Raw genomic sequence first — 16510 nt, 5'->3', positions numbered from 1 at the left:
ACTCCTATAAAAAATTTATTTATTAATTAAAATCTAACTGCGCCATAACCTGCCGCTTAAGATTTAAAAAATACTCGTCCATGAGATTTCTATTCTCTTTTTCAAAATCAATATCAAATTCGCGCTTAACCCTGCCCTTTTCTATTATGGCAATCTTATCTGCCAAAGTTATAGCTTCGTCTATGCTGTGGGTCACAAACAGAAGGCTCTTGTTTTCCTTTTTTTCTATTGAAATCAGCTCTTTTTGCATTTGCTCACGCGTAAAATAATCCAAGGCGGCAAACGGCTCGTCAAGCATTATAAAATCGGCCTTATAGGCAAGCGCTCTTGCTATCGCAACCCGTTGCTGCATTCCCCCTGAAAGTTGGAAAGGATACGCTTTAATAAAATCCTTGAGCCCTACCATTTCTATAAGCCTGAATACTTCTTCTTTTTTGTATTCCGATTTTTTTAGACCGAACTTTGTGTTTCCAAGCACGTTGAGCCATGGCATTAACCTTGGCTCTTGAAAAACAAATGTTGTCTTAAAATCCTTTTTAAACTCAATTTCTCCGGAATCCGCGGTTTCAAGCCCGCCGACAAGCCTTAGGAGCGTTGTTTTACCGCAGCCGCTTTTTCCGAGCAGTACGGTTATCTTGTTTTCCGGAATCTGCAAATTTATATCGTTGAGAACATCAATTTTTTTTGAATCGACAGTAAATGATTTTTTTATGTGTTTTAAATTAATTCCAGCCATTTTCTGCCTTTCCCTTTAGAACTTTGTTTAAGACGATTCCGAAAACCTTGTCCGTAAGATATCCGACAAGTCCAATTACGACGATGCCCACTATCACTCTGTCCGTTCTGGACATTGTCTGAGAAAACAAAATCATATGGCCGAGCCCTGTAGAGGCTGCAACCATTTCCGCGCCGATTATCGCTCTCCACGCGTAACCGAGCCCGACTCTCATTCCCACTAAAATGTCGGAAATTGCGTTTGGAAGAATGATTTTTGAAAAACATTCCAAGCGTGAATATCCGAATGATTTTCCGACTTCTATCAATTTTTTGTCGCAGCCGGTAAAGCCTTTAACGATATTCATATATATGGGAAAAAACGAGGCAAGGATGATTATTATTGTCTTGGTAGTTTCTCCGATTCCGCACCACAAAATAAGAAGAGGAATCATGCTGATCGGAGGAACGTTTTTAAAAAATTGAATTAAGTATTCAAAAAAATGTTTTGAAAACGGAACTACTGAACTTATCATCCCCAAAACAAAGGCGATTATAAACGCCAGCGAAAATCCCCTTGCCACTCGCGAAAGGCTTATCCCGATATCAATAAAGATGTCTCCCGATTTTATCATTGCGACAAGGCTTCTAAAGCATTTTTCAGGCGAAGGAAGAATATAAGGGCTTATTATTCCAAGTTTGCATATAAAATACCAAAGGAGCACAATTGAAAAAATAGTGAGTACCGCAGGAATAAATTTTAAAGAATCGGCTTTTATTTTTTTCATAAAACGCCGTCTCCGTTGTTGCAGCCGTTTTTGCAGTAGAGCATTTCAATTAACCTATAACCGGACACATCCTCTTTTTCAAAAAAATTTTGTATTTCTTCGCTTCCGGTTATGCTTTTTGTCTTTACTTTAAGAGGAGAAAAAAAGCCCGGAGGAATGGGACTTTCGCTGAGAATTGTTTTTTTTAAACCGCAGTCAAGCTTTTGAGCAAAATCATTCCACGTAATAAAGATTGTATTTTGCAGATTGAGCGCATTACCGTATTCCGCTAAAGATTCGCACGGCGTGGTTATAAATATTTTTCCTTTATCCGCATAGTTTTGCGATATTTCTTTTGCGCAGTGAATCAAAATCGGTTCTATCGAAGGATATCTGACATCCAAGTTCGGAAAGGAATTTTTTACTAATTGAACGGCAGGAGGGCAGCGCATATCTATTACGGTTTTATTTGCAGACGAAACCCTTTGTTTGTATTTATTGATAACTTTCTTTATCCAGTCGGTTTTACACTCGACAATTTCAAAACCCTTAGCCGAGATAAAGTTGTTTAATTCACTCTTGTCGTACATGTTTTTAGAAACGGGATTTATAAATACAAAGTTCATAAAGTTTATCTGTGCTAACAGAGAGTAGCAAAAACTAATTACCTAGTCAATTATCCGGATTATAAAATTCTTTTATCATAAGTAACTTAACACATTGCATAAATTCCTTTGTAGATACATAATAAGTTAGCAATAGCTAACGATGAAAAGAGGAAGGTTTAACTTCGGCGGTTATATGGCGCCGCCTCGTTAAACGACGAGTTTCGGGTAAAACCGAAACGTCGCGAATTAACGTATGCGCTATAGAGCGCATGAATTCAACAGTCTCCAAAATTGATATTTTGTTCGACTGTTGAATTTTAAGGAAGATTTAACTTCGGCGGCTATATGGCGCCGCCGTCTGTGGCGGTAGGGGAAAATTTATGGTTCAAAAAAAGAAATCTGCTTTCAGTTGGATTTTGGATTTTGCAAGTTCGAAAAAACGGCTTTATATCTGTTCCGTTTTTCTTGCAATAATCGGCGTTATGTTCAGCGTTATTCCGTATGTGATTTTAGGCGGAATAGTTGTCAAATTGCTTGAAGGCGGCACTGATTGGAGCTTCTACCTAAAGCGCTGCGGTTTTATGGCTTTATGCTGGGTTTTGCGCGGACTTTTTCACAGCTTCAGCACGTCATGCTCGCATACTGCAACTTTTAACGTGCTTGCAAGGACGAGAGCGCTTTGCCTTGATAAAATTGCTCGTATGCCGCTCGGAGATGTTCTTGATAAATCAAGCGGAAGCATAAAAAACACAATCTGCGAACGCATAGATCAAATGGAAACTACTCTCGCTCACGTTACGCCCGAATTTACGGCGAACATCCTAGGTTCCATTGCGGTTTTCGTTCTGATTTTCAATATCAACTGGAAACTCGGACTTTCATCCCTTGTTACAATTCCGCTAGGCTTTTTGTTTTACTCGTTTATGACAATCGACTACAAGCCGAAATTTGAACGAACCGTAAAAAGCACAAAGGCTTTAAACGATACCGCCGTTGAATACATAAACGGAATTGAAGTGATTAAAGCCTTCGGAAAAGCCGACAGTTCATACGAAAAATTTGCTCTTGCCGCAAAAGAAGGAAGCGCGTGTTTTGTGGACTGGCAAAAATCCGTAAACGTTTGGTTCTCTCTTGCGATGTCGATTTTTCCTGCAACGCTCGTTTCCGTTTTGCCTTTAGGCGCAATTTTGATAATCAACGAAACGCTTGAACCTTATCAACTGATTTATGGAATTATTTTAAGTATTTGTTCCGTTCAGCCTTTGTTAACCGTAGCGACATATACGGATGATCTTGCGCAGATAGGCGTTATCGTAGGCGAAGTTGCCGATATTTTGCAAAGCGAAGAACTTACACGGCCTGCAGTTTTGGTAAGCGATGATAAACAGTCGCTCAAAAGCAAAGAGTTAAACGTAACCCTTGAAGACGTTCATTTTGCCTACAAAGAAAAAGAAGTATTACATGGAATCAGCATGGAAATTCCTTCCGGGAAAGTTACCGCCTTTGTGGGGCCGAGCGGTTCCGGAAAATCAACCGTGGCAAAACTCATAGCAAGTTTGTGGGACGTTAAAAAAGGTTCTATAAAAATCGGCGGCGTTGATGTTAAAAAGATTCCGCTTGAAGAGGTGAACAAGCTTGTGGCGTATGTAAACCAAGACAACTTTCTTTTTGACAGAACCGTACGTGAAAATATACGAATCGGGAAACCCGGTGCAAGCGACGCGGAAGTTGAAGAAATTACTAAAAAGGCGGGCTGTTACGATTTTATAGTGAGCCTTGAAAACGGCTTTGAAACAATGTGCGGAACATCCGGCGGGCACTTGAGCGGCGGAGAAAAACAGCGCATCTGTATTGCACGGGCAATGCTTAAAGACGCTCCGATCGTAATTCTTGACGAAGCGACGGCGTACACGGATCCTGAAAGCGAAGCGGTTATTCAAGCCTCCGTAGCATCCCTTGTAAAAGGCAAAACTCTGATCGTAATTGCCCACAGGCTTTCCACGATTTGCGAATCCGACAGAATCTATGTAATAAATGACGGGAATATAGAAAACTTCGGCACGCATGCAGAGCTTCTGAACAAATGCGCTCTGTATAAAACTATGTGGCAAAGTCACATAGGCGTAAAAGATGAATAGGGTTTGGGCGGATTTATGGCACATCCGTGTGCGACAAGAACGCAGTGAAGCAAAAGCCGCCCGTAAAGTTTTGAAGATACGTATTTTTGGAGAATTTTATGATAAAGATTTTTAGAAACTTTTTTAATTTTTGCGGAAAGCAAAATAAAAAGAAAATGGTCGCTTCCATGTGGCTGGGCGTTTTAAAGTCCGTGTTTGAGGCGCTTAGAATTCCCGCCGTTTACATAATGCTCAGAGCCCTTCTTTCAAACAGCGTTACCTACACCGTTGTTTTTGAATGCCTTGGCGTAATGATTTTAAGTATTGCAGGCTCTGCGATAATTCAGAGCCGAATAACAATGCTGCAATGCCAGGCTGGCTACGGAACTTGCGCCGACAAACGAATGGAAATTGCAGAACATCTGCGCTACGTGCCTATGGGCTACTTTAATAAAAACTCGCTCGGCACAATAACAAGCATTACGACAAACACCCTTGAACTATTGGCAAGCATGGCGACCAGAGTTGTTATGATAAGCACTCAAGGCTATCTTTCCACGGCGGTAGTTACTCTTATGGTTTTATTGTGGAATTGGAAAATCGGACTTATTCTTTTGTGCGGAATTGTTTTTTTTATTATTGTAAACTCATATATGCAAAAAAAGGCAAGTCTTTTGGCAAACAGAAAATATACTTCCGATTCGAATCTTGTCGCAAAAGCAATCGAATATATCCTCGGAATTGCGGAAGTCAAGGCGTACAACATGACAGGTTCTTCAAGGAAAGAACTTAACGACGCAAATAACGAAAACAAGGACGTAAATATAAAGTTGGAACTTACCTTTGTTCCGCTAATGTGTTTGCAGGGCATGATTATAAAACTTACAGGCGTTGCAATGATTTTGGCATCTCTTGGATTTTATTTTGCAGGAACGATGAAACTTGTCGACTCGCTTTGTATGATAATATGTTCTTTTATAATTTATTCTCATCTCGATTCTGCAGGAAGTTTTTCTGCGCTTTTAAAGAATGTGAATCTCTGTATGGAAAGGGTAAACGAGGTCTTAAAAACGCCTACAATGGATTTGGAAGGAAAGCAGGGGCAGGGCGAAGATTCTACGATAAGCGACGACAGGAGCATTTTTATCAAAGATATTTCGTTCAGTTATGAAAATAAAAAAATCATAGATGACATAAGCTTAAAAATTCCTCTCGGAACTTCAACCGCATTTGTAGGCTCTTCAGGAAGCGGAAAAACGACGCTTTGCCATTTGATAAGCAGATTTTGGGACGTGGACGAAGGTGCGATTTATCTTAAAGGCAAAAATATAAAAGATTACAAATACGACGATCTGATGAAAAATTTCAGTTTCGTATTCCAGAACGTATATCTTTTTAAAGACACGGTTGCAAACAACATTGCATTCGGACAAAACGACGCGTCTCGAGAGAAAATAATAGAAGCGGCTAAAAAAGCCTGCTGCCACGAATTTATAACAAATCTTCCTGACGGCTACGACACTGTAATCGGAGAAGGAGGCGCAAGTTTGAGCGGAGGCGAAAAACAGCGCATTTCGATTGCACGGGCAATAATGAAAGACAGCCCTATAATAATTTTGGACGAAGCGACGGCAAATGTCGACCCTGAAAACGAAGCGGATTTAATACACGCAATCGAAGAACTTACAAAGCGTAAAACGATAATAATGATTGCTCACCGACTGAAAACTGTGCGCAATGCGGACAATATCGTCGTCATAGACGGCGGCAAAATAGCCGAAATGGGAAAACACGACAAGCTTATGCAAAAAGGCGGAATCTATGCTCGCTTTGTAGAAAGCCGCCAAAAAGCCGCAGGCTGGAAACTTTGAGGAATTGTGTGACGTTGATGTCCCTGTTTTAATTAAACTGTGCCGTTTACACAGAAAATTTTACAGGGTCAAAATTTTACAAGGCCTAGCAAATAATTAGATAGCAAATCTCAGCTCAGCCAAACCGGCCACTTGTTCTATTTTGCCGTCAATGTGCGTATATAATTCAGGATATTTACTCTTGATTTCTCTGATTGTTGACAGCCATTTATAAAAAATAAGCTTATTTTTCTTATGTGCAAGTTTTTTCAATGTATTTGGAATTAGTTTAATAAATTTTATATTTTTATCATTATCACCGTTCAGTTTTGAAATGATTTCAGCCAACTCTTCTTCCTTATCATCACAAACACAAAGCTCTAAGCGAGAATGTAATAGTGACAAGGCCTGATTTGACAGTTCATTAATATTATCGGGCTGTTCAATAGTGAAGAAACTGTTTGTTTTTATAACAATCTGTTGATCATTGATTACAAATAACAAAGATTCTTTATCAAAAGAATTACAAACTTCTTTTAATTTTCGTTCATTAAAAGTCTGCTTAAATAACAACATCGCTTTTTTTCTAATAAAGATAGAATCTAATTGTTCTTCTGTTGTTTTAGAAGCTTTTTTTGCAGTATTGATGCAAAGGATAAATTCAATGTTCGTGTTTTGTCTTTTGTTACTCTGTTTTCCACCTCTGTATGTTGTGTACTCATTTGTAACAATAGATACTTTTCCCTTGCTCATACAGATTCTCTGCATTTCTTCAAAAGGAATAATTCCATCGGTACTGTAACTTATAAGAATAGATTTTGCTTTAATTTTAGAAATTAAGTTTTCAAAAGCTAAAGCTGCTTCTTCCTTATAGCAATAATGAGAACGTGTATTTATCCAATCATGTCTAATAGCGGCTTTTTCCCTTAATTCGCCTTTTTCATTTAGCTCCAATTCTGCAGGAATATGGTCCCATTTTGCGATTGTATTAAGCATATGGTAATTACTACCGTATTGGTGCTGATTATAAGGGGGGTCTAAATAGACGATATCTACTTCTTCAAGTTTTTCAACAAGTTTATTTGCATCTTCTTGAAAAACATGAACAGGGAAATCGGAATCAATCAATACCGGTCCATTCAATTTAATTTCACCAAGGATGCGTGTTAATGCATCTTTATTATGACCGCCAAATCCTTTGTGACATGCTTTAAATACTCCGGAAGTATTGTTGTGAGTCGCGGCCTCATAAATAAGTTCAGCTAAAAGAATATTTCTTATCTGTAATTTTTTTTCCGAATTGTCATTAAGCGGAAAGTTTGATTCGATATAATTACGAATTTTATCAATATTTAATGCATTTTGATGTGTGTAAAAAAGTCTCTCCGTTTTATAATCCGCTGCATCGATATCATCTTTTTTAGGAGCATAATATTTGGCTATATACTGTTCATTTTCTCTTGGGGCGGGTAATGTATTAATTCTATCCAATAAAGCGTGAAAGTTTTCTTCGGAGCCGAAAAGAGTAACAATGTCTTTCTTGTTAGTTTTAAGATAACAGTTTGCAATAATATACGAATAATATTCCCAGTCGTTGGTGTAAATTTCAAAATTAAGCATTTTTGCCAATCTGGAAACAACACCGCTCCCTGCAAAAGCATCAAAAAACTTTAAACCCGGTTTTATTTCAATTCCGGTTTGTTGTATTGCTTTTAGTATCAATCCTAAGAGTTTTCTTTTATTGCCAATGTACGCAATTATTTGCCGGGTTAGATAATCATTAGCTAGATTCATTGCTAAAATCCTTTATAGAAATAACTGGAATTTTAATACCAAATTGAGATTCATAAAAGCCAGAAGAGGCATTTTCACAAAAAACATATTTACTCAACAAAACTTTAGTTTTAGTTGTATCATGGTCTCCAAAAGATGTTAGATTAAATTCTGCTTCAACTTCAAACATAATATGCTTAAATCGAGATGCATTTTTTTCTATATAATTAGAATATTCGATAATTGTTCTATTACCTTTTTTTTCGATTCTTTCCGCGTCTTCAAGAAAGACACATATTAAATCTGGATATTTTGTTCCATTATAAATAATTAAACATGTTTTCTCTTTACCCGTTACAATTGAATCATCCGTTGTTATCCGGTGATAATCTTTGATTTTTAATAATCCATCATGACTTAAATCAAGAAATTTTTTTATCGTATTACTTTCTTCACCCTTACTGATTCTACTAACAATATGTTTACCTTGATTTATTACGTTCTTCATTCTGTCTTTGGCTTTTTCACATAATTCATTTTCAAGTTCTTTATTAAATGTAATGTTAGGGTTGAAATTTTGAGAATCGATTAGCGTTTGATGTTTTGTAATAACTATGGAATTTAAATCAAGTTGTGTTCCATCATCAAAAAAAAGAGTATTATCCTCTATTTTGTTAAATGTATATTGGTAGCTTGTTGGCACTTCTAGTTTTTCTAATATCAAGTCCCGTAAATCATCTTTTTTTACAAGAATAACATCATCTAAGATTATTTGTTGATTAATCCATTCAAATACTAACTGAGGTTCGCCATTTCCATCAAAATCAATTCCATCTTTAAATACATCATTATAATCAAAATTATAGAATTTACTTTTGATTATACAAAAATAAACATTTGATTGTTCAATCATTAAATTATGAAGAAGGATCTTATATCGTAAATTCTTAAAATTGTAATAATTAGGTTTAATAACATCAAACCAATTATTACCCATGTTATAGATTGTATATCTATTTAAAGTAGACTTTCTTCCAATATCACCACGCCCAGTTTGTTGAAGTCTATTAGCTGGAAAATCTGCTGTTTTACAATTTAGTTTTTTTGCTAAAAGCGCTTTCCAGGAATTATCAGGTTTCTTTTCTCTAATATCTACAATATCATTTATTTTTGCATTTATTCGCTTCAGACAAAAAAACACCGAAAGTATCCTAAAAGTATTTCCATCTGGGATGTTTCCGATGTAACAATAATCATCTCGTATATCAATTTGTAAATTATAAAGCTTAGGAATTATTTTCTTGAGTTCTGGAGGAATTTCTTTAGTAAACTTATTAGTCTTACCTTCCTGACTTTCGCTGGAATCAAAAATTAATGAAAAATTGCCTGCATACCCTGATTGAAACGATTTTCTATCTTTATAATCAGTATGGAAAATATCTCTATAATTATTCCAAAAGTAATTACATACAGTTGTATTACTGAATTCTTGGGATTTATTACGTTTATCTTGCAAATATAAAAATGGACGTAATGATACATTATCTTTCTTTACAATAAGTTTATGCATAATTTCCTCCCATAAAAAGTCAACAAACAAGGTGATTTTCTAATCTGTTTAATTTATGGCCGCAAGGGCTTTTTCAGCAAGAGTCAGAGGCTTATATGTGCCCATCATCTTTTTGAATCAAAGTCCTGTCTTTCTGTGAGCAACGCCCACACGATTTATGCCATCTTCCTCGCAGCTACAACAATCGATTTGCCGCTGCATTTGGTCGGAGGCAAAAGCGACAGACCCACTAAAACGATACCTCCTTATTAAGCCAGCTTGTTAATTCTCATAAAACAGAATCTATAAGGTTTACAAGATCTTCACAATGTTTTTTTGCAAGGTTTTCCATTGAAAGTTTTTCTTCCGGGGTGCTGTTGCCTGTATTGAACATTCCGATTGAATATTTTGCGTGAGTATGCCCTGTTACAATTAAAATATTTTTCATATTTACCTCCGATTTTATTTTTTATTAGAATATATCCTTAAAATACAAACTTTCCAGCAGATACTTTTGATTGTATTCGTTAGCCAGCGACCACAGCGTTTTTTTGAGCTGCCTGCATTTGCTTCCCCCGGCAACTTTATCGATTTGCCTTGTAACCTTATCGCAGGTCTTTTTATCCGAAATTTTATTAAAATAACCCCAGATGTGCTCCGCGGCGTTTACAATCTGACCGGAAGAGGCTTGATGCGAAAGCGCCTTATCAATTAAATCATAAAATTCCAAAACCGGATAAGTATTTTTATCCTTTAACAATTCTCTTATTTCGTTATAAATTAAAGGAGAATGCTCCAGTACAAGATATTTATATCGAGCCCACTCTTTTTCAAGTTCCACGATGTTAGACTTTTGCACGGCATTTATAGCCTTTACCGCCGAAAGATTTTTGTCTTTGACTTCAAGCATGATGTCTATTTTATCGCCGCCGACTTCTTTGTAAAAGTCGGTAAATATTTTTGCATTGATAGTTTGAGAATGTGAACCCGGCTTTTTATCCTCGGCCTGCTCGGAATAATGAATTTTTTGCCTGCCGTCTTTTGCGGTCCAAGTTTTGCTCACTTTTTCAATCCAGTATTTATCGGTCTCTTCGCCGCTTGGATTCGTCGCGTTATGTAAATTGTCGTAAATGACAGGAATCTTCAAAGCAAGCCCTAAATCCAAGACCTCTTCTATATTGAATATTTTGTCGTCATTTTCTATGACCAGTCTGTTTTTGATTCGCTCATCCAATTTTTTATAGTTTTCTGCAAAGCGGTTGAGCGCTTCTTTCTTGTTGCCGTATGCTCCTCCTATATGAAGAATCATTTTGCCGCTCTGATCAAGGCCGAGGCTGTCTAAAAATCTTGCATGATACAAAAGGTCTTCCGCCGCTTTTTTTACAACTTCTTCGCCGGGGGAATTAAGCACCGTGTACTGCCCCGGATGCATAGAAAGCCGGATTCCGTTATCCTTAGCCTTTTTTCCCAGAAGAAAAAGCTCGTTTTCATATATCTCCCACCATTTTACCTGATTAACTGGATGAGAGCCGAACGGAATGATGTCCGACGTGATTCTCATCATCTTGATGCCGTTTTCAATGTTATAATCGAGCATTCTGTCTAAAGAGGTCAGATTTACACTGATAATCTCTTTCAGCGTTTTTTCATCGGCATTTTCTTTGCGGCAGGTTTTATAATTTACACCTTCCACGCCGACAGTCAAACAGGCGTAGCCAATGGCCATATACTTCTCCATTTTTATATCATTGAAAGCTCTTACTTCGCCATCATAATTTTATCTTTTGTATCAATAAAATGTAGACAATTTTTGTAAAACTGTGTGTCAAATAAAATCACGGACGATTTTATTTCTTATCCAAAAACAGCTTTCCTTAGAATATCATTGATTCTTGTCTGATACCCTGTTCCCATTTCTTTTAAAGCCATCAAAACATCTGTATCAATTCGTAAACTAACGGCGGTTTTCTTTACGGAAACTTTATAAATATCGTTCCCGTTTGGATGAACTTCATACCAAGGCTTGTATTTTTTCATTTGCACATCAGTTACCTCTGGACATTCCTCAGTAACTACTGGTTTAGCGGAATTTATAATTTTCTTATCTTCTTCGGTAAGTGGATTTTTAATTAAATCATCTAATGTCATAGTTTTCATAATACAATTTCTCCTCTTTTGGTGTTGCCCTTCGTGCAGAAATAATCCGAATCTTATTGTCGTTGCGTTCTGTATAAACTACGAACAATATCCGTTCCACACAACCAATAACATTGAATCTTTCCTCAGTCTCATCAGAATGATTTTTATCAATAATTTCAATTCTTTTAGAATCTAAAAAAACTCTCGCCGCATATTCAAAAGAAATACCGTCATGAATTTCTTTATTTATGCGACTTTCATCCCACTCAAATATCATTTATACATCCTGTGTACATTATGTTATGTATATACAATATTTGTCAAGAAAAACAGACTCGCTCAAACGGATCTTATAAAATCTTTTTGTCATTATTTTTGTGAAAATTCTTATCGCAATATACTATTCTGTTCTAACAACTACTTGCCCAAAGAAAAACTGCTAATCTGAATATAAATATACTGTTCTGGATGATTTTTCTGAATTGGACCTTGCAAAAAATGCCCCTGCCTGTTTTTGTACATTGTAGTCAAGATAAATCGCTATTTCACAGACCAACCATAAGCCGCTCTCCCAACAAACTCTCCAGAATACGCAAAACCTTTTATTACATCATCCCGCAGAACAACAAGATAAGGATAGCGTCGCTTAGTTTAGCGTCACAATCGTAGTCATACCATAACTTCAATTTAGGTACCGGAAATCCATCGTACTTAAAATAAACCGGAGGTATTTCAACCTCCGGCACACAAAAAGCAAACCGTTCAAGAATTCCAATTTCCGGACGTCCTTGTAATTAAAAATACTGTCTCTTTGACGCCGCGCGGGGATGCAAAATCCAGTCCACGTCTTCGTCGGAAAGATTCATTCCGTAAAACCGTTTATAATAATCTTTGATTTTTTGATTCATGTCTATGTCGCCGAAAAGATCGGGGCGGGCGTTTTTTGCAACCCACCACATCGCAAGCGGCGTATCCGTAGTTGGCGGACACCAGCGGTGCATGCCAAACGGGAATTTAAATACCTGCCGGTTTTTTACGGCGTTTATTCCGCTCCAGTCATGTCCGGGCGCGGCCGTGTTGTTGTAAAGATCGTCGGGCGTTTTATCGGAAAAGGTTAGGATAAAAATCTGATCGGGCTGCCAGCTGTATACCTGTTCCATATTCAGCGCGCCTTTAGCCGCAGTGCCGCCCAAATTTATTCCGCCTACCAATGTTGCCCAATACTGACCGAACGATTTTTTACCCATAGCCGCCAACACGCTGTCGGTATAGTTGCTTATGAACAATATTTTCTTTTGTTCGGAAAGAGGATTTGTGGCGATGCGAGCCTTAATTTCTTTTTCTACGTTTTCACCGTAGGCGATAATTTCCTCTGCGGGGCTTTTTGTTTGAAACACTTGAGACATCGTATCCATCCACGACTTTAAAGTTAAAAGCGGACTTGCATCTCCTCCGGTTGCGGGGTGTACTAAAGCTACCGCCGCAATGCCCGCTTGGCGAAGCGGATCGGCAACCGCCACATCCATATAAAAGACGACATCGGGTTTAAGCTTTACCAGCTCTTCCAAATTCACTTTTCCGCCGTTATAAAACGAATACGAAATATTCTGAAAATTCGGCGCATACTTTGAAAATATGCTGTGCTTGGCCCCGTTGACGGAATCCGGAGAAACTCCGACTATGTTGCTCGTCTTGCCTTGCTGAAAAACCGTCAAAACGGTCGGCGCGGGCAATGGCCCTAAAACGACTATTCGCTCAATTTTATTGGGAACTTCAACCGAATTTCCTTTAAAATCTACAACCGTGTGAGTGCCTGTTTCGACACTCACCTTATTCTCGGCCGCTTTAGCCGATTCATCTTTTTGGCCGGATGCGTACATTCCGCCCAATACCACAGAAAAAAATAATATAGCTGCAAATATTTTTTTCATATTCCACACTCCTTGCTGTAATATATTTCAGTCACAATAAAGAGACTGCCGTTACCGCATGATAATTCACTCCCAAATAGGAAGCCTGTAAAATATCCACGTGAACCCTAAAAATGTCCTCCATCGTCTTTGAAGTGATGACTTCATCCGATGGGCCGAATAAGCTTTCGCCGTCGCGTGACAGAACCAGCGACAGGTCGGATATCCGCAGGGCGTGCGCGGGATAATGGGTGTTAAAGACACAGCATAATCCGTCCTCTTTTGACAAGCGGCGGACGGTTTCCAAAATAATAAGCTGGTTCCTAAAATCCAGATTCGATTCGGGTTCGTCCAACACCAGCATCTTAGGCCGGCTGCACAGCGCACGGGCAATAAGCACCATCTGCAGTTCTCCGCCGCTTAAACGGTTGCAGTGTTTGGTTCTCAAATGCGTAATTCCCACGGCGGCCATCGCTTCTTCACAAAACTGCCGGTCTTTTTCTCCGGGCGTGCCGAATAATCCCGTGTGAACGCTGCGTCCCAATAAAATCATTTCTTCTACGGTAAAGGCAAAAGGCATGTATTTTGCTTGCGGAACGTATGCAATCTGCCGCCAAAGCTCCTTCTCGGAAATCTCCGCAATATTTTGGCCGTCGACGTAACTACCGCCTGACTGCCACGGGAGCATGCCCATCATACAGCGCAGCAGGGTCGTTTTCCCGACTCCGTTGGGGCCGAGGATTGACAGCACGCAGCGGCCTTTTATAGAAAAGTTTATGTTTTGTAAAATCGGAGCTGCGCCTTTAAACGAAAAGGTTCCGCTGCGGACTTCAAATTTCAATTCCAGCCGCCTCCTGTCCGCTTGAGCAGGATGATAAAAAAAGGCGCGCCCACTATGGCCGTAAGAACGGAAAGAGGTATTTCGGACTGAGTTGCGCTCCGGGCAAAAGTATCCAGCAGCAGCATAAATACCGCGCCGATACTGGCGCTTGCGGGAATAACTCTCTGATTGTCGCTTCCGAACAGCATGCGGCATATGTGCGGCACCACCAAGCCTACCCAACCGATCTGCCCGCACATGGAAACGCTGGATGCGATTATCGCCGCCGATGCGATGATAATCAGCAGCCGTATTTTGCGCAGATTGACGCCCATGGATTTAGCTTCGTCTTCGGATAAGGTCAGCACATTGCACTTCCAGCGCGCAAGAATTAAAATCAGCGTTCCCGCAAAAATAATCGGAGCGCCTACGGCCAAGCCCTTCCATGTTGCGTTATTCAGACTGCCCAATAGCCAATAGGTAATCGTAGGCAGTTTTTCTTCCGAGTCCGCCGTATACTTAATCAAAGAAACCATCGCCTGAAACAGCGCGGACACCATGACGCCGGCCAGCACCAGCATAACCATGGATTGATGCCTCTTCATTTTTCCCGCTTGATACGTAAGATACAAAGCCAGAAGACCGAACGTCATTGCGCTCAACTGCACTATGAGCAATCGCTGATCCAAAAGCAGGGCCAGCGCCGCGCCGAAGCTCGCTCCCGAAGCTATCCCCAGAGTGTCGGGGGAAACCAGCGGATTCGACAATAGCGCCTGCAGTCCTGCTCCGGCCGTTGCCAGCGCACAGCCGCACAAAAGCCCCAAGAGAATGCGGGGAAGCCTGATGCCGATAATGATTTGCGCTTCGACATCATCCTTTGCCAGCGCTACGCTTTTATTGACAAGAAGTTGAACTACGGCTCGAACCGTGTCGCTCGCCGGAACGGAATATCTTCCGATAGATAAGCTTACGATCATTGCGATGATCGGCAAAGCGAACAAAAAAAGACCGAATAAAACGGGAGATTCGCGGCGAGGAATATGTTCGTCTGTTTTATAGTTCGGAAGTATCGGCATTGCTAAAAGTTAGCATAAGCTAACAACAAATGCTGTTGCCGCCGCAACAAAAGCGATAAAAACTATTTCGGCCGCTCGAATTTTATTCACTTTGCCAGTAAATAGCTTTTATCTATTCTATGACAAATTTCTTCCATAGGAACGGAACCGTTCAAAACGACGGTATACCAATGCTTTTTATTCATGTGCCAGCCGGGAAAATAGCGTTCGCCATCAATCAGTTTTTCCAATGCCGCCGGTTCGCTTCTAAGATCGATGATCTCGGCCGTTTCATCGGACTCAATACCAAGTTTGCGTTTAGATACTGTCAACAGGGCTCCATACCATTTTTGATTATCTTTTCGTCTCCATACCGCATTGGCAGGGAATTTTTCCCATAAATATTCCGGATCATCACCGTATTTTTTGCGGACATAGTCAATGAGTTTGACAGTCTGCTCAGCTTTAAAAATCGCCGTTTCATAGCATTTGTCGGCAATATTTTGAAGGACATATGCAACGGCCGCTCTGACTTCACCCACAAACGTACCGGCGATATCCATTTTATAGAGCACATATTCCTCTTCTGTGACATATTCGGTCAGCCTCGTATCGGGAACGGCTCCTTCACCGACAGCAACTTCCAGCTGAAATTCTCCGTTCAGAATATCGACCCTGTACTTGTATGCAGAGTTTTCTTTTTTAAAACCGTATGCCGCAAGCTTTTCGAGAATTACTTTTTTATGCAGAAAAATATCTTCAAACATTCTATGAACGAGCGCCTTCCTGTTAAAAAACTTCGATTTCTCCCGTGTATTCATGCGCTTTTTGTATCAAGGAGCCCTTGGCGCCTAAGGTAAAGGCAATATCGCTGCTTCGGATTGCCAACAATTTGTTCCCGACTTTTATATCCAGTATCTGCATTAAAGACGGCGAAAGGCGAACTCCGTATTTTTCAGCGCAAGCCCATTTCACCGAGAAGCCACAAGACTTTTGCTTTTATATACGCTGAATACCGGTCGTCGAGTTTAGCTGCGACATCATCGATTGTCGTTTCCCAAGCTTTTTTGTCCTTCGTTATCCTTCTTAATTCTGTGAGTGTTTTTTTATCTGCTTTGTTTAGCATTCGTTATTATACCCCGTAAATATATTCTCAGAGCGATGTTTTTTTATCACTTTACCGCTACTCCGCTTTTCTTAAGCCACGC

17 protein-coding genes are annotated in these 16510 nt (G+C 39.5%); 3 read left to right on the top strand and 14 right to left on the bottom strand.

The genetic code is table 11. The features are described 5' to 3' along the window. Window positions 1-22 precede the first annotated feature (22 nt). The 3 genes from HRQ91_RS01210 to HRQ91_RS01200 are packed head-to-tail and all read right to left on the bottom strand — an operon-like array spanning window position 23 to window position 2107. Window positions 23-736: an ABC transporter ATP-binding protein gene (locus tag HRQ91_RS01210; protein ID WP_210117301.1), complete on the bottom strand. Its 714-nt coding sequence runs from the start codon at window positions 734-736 to the stop codon at window positions 23-25. Further along, window positions 723-1502, bottom strand: a complete 780-nt coding sequence (locus HRQ91_RS01205; RefSeq protein WP_210119909.1) for an ABC transporter permease — start codon at window positions 1500-1502, stop codon at window positions 723-725. The genes HRQ91_RS01210 and HRQ91_RS01205 overlap by 14 nt, the downstream gene beginning before the upstream one ends. Further along, window positions 1499-2107 carry a hypothetical protein gene (locus HRQ91_RS01200; protein WP_210119908.1) on the bottom strand — a complete coding sequence of 203 codons (609 nt, stop codon included), beginning with the start codon at window positions 2105-2107 and terminating at the stop codon, window positions 1499-1501. The genes HRQ91_RS01205 and HRQ91_RS01200 overlap by 4 nt, the downstream gene beginning before the upstream one ends. A gap of 362 nt (window positions 2108-2469) precedes the next feature. Between HRQ91_RS01200 and HRQ91_RS01195 the strand changes: the two genes are divergently transcribed. From HRQ91_RS01195 to HRQ91_RS01190, 3 genes are read left to right on the top strand one after another with little or no spacing between them, the layout of a single operon-like run. Beyond that, the gene (locus HRQ91_RS01195; RefSeq protein WP_210119907.1) at window positions 2470-4227 is read left to right on the top strand and encodes an ABC transporter ATP-binding protein; all 1758 of its coding nucleotides are present in this window, start codon (window positions 2470-2472) and stop codon (window positions 4225-4227) included. Further along, window positions 4220-4342 (top strand): hypothetical protein, encoded by a 123-nt coding sequence (locus HRQ91_RS11780; RefSeq protein WP_275946235.1) that lies wholly within the window; start codon window positions 4220-4222, stop codon window positions 4340-4342. The genes HRQ91_RS01195 and HRQ91_RS11780 overlap by 8 nt, the downstream gene beginning before the upstream one ends. Continuing rightward, a complete protein-coding gene (locus tag HRQ91_RS01190; RefSeq protein WP_210119906.1) occupies window positions 4326-6077 on the top strand; it encodes an ABC transporter ATP-binding protein in 1752 nt (583 codons plus the stop codon). Before HRQ91_RS11780 ends, HRQ91_RS01190 begins: the two co-directional genes overlap by 17 nt. 96 nt (window positions 6078-6173) lie before the next feature. Here the strand turns inward: HRQ91_RS01190 and HRQ91_RS01185 are convergent, their stop codons facing one another. The 11 genes from HRQ91_RS01185 to HRQ91_RS01135 form a co-directional block, all read right to left on the bottom strand. Further along, complete coding sequence (locus HRQ91_RS01185) at window positions 6174-7850, bottom strand: DNA adenine methylase (RefSeq protein WP_210119905.1); 1677 nt, start codon at window positions 7848-7850, stop codon at window positions 6174-6176. After that, window positions 7837-9399 (bottom strand): hypothetical protein, encoded by a 1563-nt coding sequence (locus tag HRQ91_RS01180; RefSeq protein ID WP_210119904.1) that lies wholly within the window; start codon window positions 9397-9399, stop codon window positions 7837-7839. Before HRQ91_RS01180 ends, HRQ91_RS01185 begins: the two co-directional genes overlap by 14 nt. Window positions 9400-9667: 268 nt before the next feature. After that, entirely contained in the window at window positions 9668-9826 is a 159-nt protein-coding gene (locus HRQ91_RS01175) for a hypothetical protein (RefSeq protein ID WP_210119903.1), read from the bottom strand. A gap of 24 nt (window positions 9827-9850) precedes the next feature. Further along, complete coding sequence (gene uvsE, locus HRQ91_RS01170) at window positions 9851-11104, bottom strand: UV DNA damage repair endonuclease UvsE (protein ID WP_210119902.1); 1254 nt, start codon at window positions 11102-11104, stop codon at window positions 9851-9853. A 128-nt stretch (window positions 11105-11232) separates the two neighbouring features. Beyond that, on the bottom strand, window positions 11233-11535 hold the full coding sequence (locus HRQ91_RS01165) for a BrnA antitoxin family protein (protein ID WP_210119901.1): 303 nt from the start codon (window positions 11533-11535) through the stop codon (window positions 11233-11235). After that, entirely contained in the window at window positions 11513-11794 is a 282-nt protein-coding gene (locus HRQ91_RS01160; protein ID WP_210119900.1) for a BrnT family toxin, read from the bottom strand. Before HRQ91_RS01160 ends, HRQ91_RS01165 begins: the two co-directional genes overlap by 23 nt. A gap of 517 nt (window positions 11795-12311) precedes the next feature. Further along, on the bottom strand, window positions 12312-13448 hold the full coding sequence (locus HRQ91_RS01155) for an ABC transporter substrate-binding protein (protein ID WP_210119899.1): 1137 nt from the start codon (window positions 13446-13448) through the stop codon (window positions 12312-12314). A gap of 31 nt (window positions 13449-13479) precedes the next feature. Next, window positions 13480-14268 carry an ABC transporter ATP-binding protein gene (locus HRQ91_RS01150; RefSeq protein ID WP_210119898.1) on the bottom strand — a complete coding sequence of 263 codons (789 nt, stop codon included), beginning with the start codon at window positions 14266-14268 and terminating at the stop codon, window positions 13480-13482. Beyond that, on the bottom strand, window positions 14265-15323 hold the full coding sequence (locus HRQ91_RS01145; RefSeq protein WP_210119897.1) for a FecCD family ABC transporter permease: 1059 nt from the start codon (window positions 15321-15323) through the stop codon (window positions 14265-14267). Before HRQ91_RS01145 ends, HRQ91_RS01150 begins: the two co-directional genes overlap by 4 nt. An 86-nt stretch (window positions 15324-15409) precedes the next feature. Next, window positions 15410-16123, bottom strand: coding sequence for an MmcQ/YjbR family DNA-binding protein (locus HRQ91_RS01140; RefSeq protein ID WP_210119896.1), 714 nt, complete (start codon window positions 16121-16123; stop codon window positions 15410-15412). Between the two features lie 134 nt (window positions 16124-16257). After that, on the bottom strand, window positions 16258-16428 hold the full coding sequence (locus tag HRQ91_RS01135) for a hypothetical protein (RefSeq protein WP_210119895.1): 171 nt from the start codon (window positions 16426-16428) through the stop codon (window positions 16258-16260). Window positions 16429-16510: the final 82 nt, after the last annotated feature.

Source organism: Treponema parvum, assembly GCF_017893965.1.
GTDB lineage: Bacteria > Spirochaetota > Spirochaetia > Treponematales > Treponemataceae > Treponema_D > Treponema_D parvum.
Note: the sequence above shows the minus strand (reverse complement) of the source record. Positions and strands in the feature narration are given on the sequence as shown.

What these genes read in the sequence shown, in the direction of transcription:
- HRQ91_RS01210 (WP_210117301.1), bottom strand. Translation starts at nt 736, where the DNA reads ATGGCTGGAATTAATTTAAAACACATAAAAAAATCATTTACTGTCGAT.
- HRQ91_RS01205 (WP_210119909.1), bottom strand. Translation starts at nt 1,502, where the DNA reads ATGAAAAAAATAAAAGCCGATTCTTTAAAATTTATTCCTGCGGTACTC.
- HRQ91_RS01200 (WP_210119908.1), bottom strand. Translation starts at nt 2,107, where the DNA reads ATGAACTTTGTATTTATAAATCCCGTTTCTAAAAACATGTACGACAAG.
- HRQ91_RS01195 (WP_210119907.1), top strand. Translation starts at nt 2,470, where the DNA reads ATGGTTCAAAAAAAGAAATCTGCTTTCAGTTGGATTTTGGATTTTGCA.
- HRQ91_RS11780 (WP_275946235.1), top strand. Translation starts at nt 4,220, where the DNA reads ATGAATAGGGTTTGGGCGGATTTATGGCACATCCGTGTGCGACAAGAA.
- HRQ91_RS01190 (WP_210119906.1), top strand. Translation starts at nt 4,326, where the DNA reads ATGATAAAGATTTTTAGAAACTTTTTTAATTTTTGCGGAAAGCAAAAT.
- HRQ91_RS01185 (WP_210119905.1), bottom strand. Translation starts at nt 7,850, where the DNA reads ATGAATCTAGCTAATGATTATCTAACCCGGCAAATAATTGCGTACATT.
- HRQ91_RS01180 (WP_210119904.1), bottom strand. Translation starts at nt 9,399, where the DNA reads ATGCATAAACTTATTGTAAAGAAAGATAATGTATCATTACGTCCATTT.
- HRQ91_RS01175 (WP_210119903.1), bottom strand. Translation starts at nt 9,826, where the DNA reads ATGAAAAATATTTTAATTGTAACAGGGCATACTCACGCAAAATATTCA.
- uvsE (WP_210119902.1), bottom strand. Translation starts at nt 11,104, where the DNA reads ATGGCCATTGGCTACGCCTGTTTGACTGTCGGCGTGGAAGGTGTAAAT.
- HRQ91_RS01165 (WP_210119901.1), bottom strand. Translation starts at nt 11,535, where the DNA reads ATGAAAACTATGACATTAGATGATTTAATTAAAAATCCACTTACCGAA.
- HRQ91_RS01160 (WP_210119900.1), bottom strand. Translation starts at nt 11,794, where the DNA reads ATGATATTTGAGTGGGATGAAAGTCGCATAAATAAAGAAATTCATGAC.
- HRQ91_RS01155 (WP_210119899.1), bottom strand. Translation starts at nt 13,448, where the DNA reads ATGAAAAAAATATTTGCAGCTATATTATTTTTTTCTGTGGTATTGGGC.
- HRQ91_RS01145 (WP_210119897.1), bottom strand. Translation starts at nt 15,323, where the DNA reads ATGCCGATACTTCCGAACTATAAAACAGACGAACATATTCCTCGCCGC.
- HRQ91_RS01140 (WP_210119896.1), bottom strand. Translation starts at nt 16,123, where the DNA reads ATGAATACACGGGAGAAATCGAAGTTTTTTAACAGGAAGGCGCTCGTT.
- HRQ91_RS01135 (WP_210119895.1), bottom strand. Translation starts at nt 16,428, where the DNA reads ATGCTAAACAAAGCAGATAAAAAAACACTCACAGAATTAAGAAGGATA.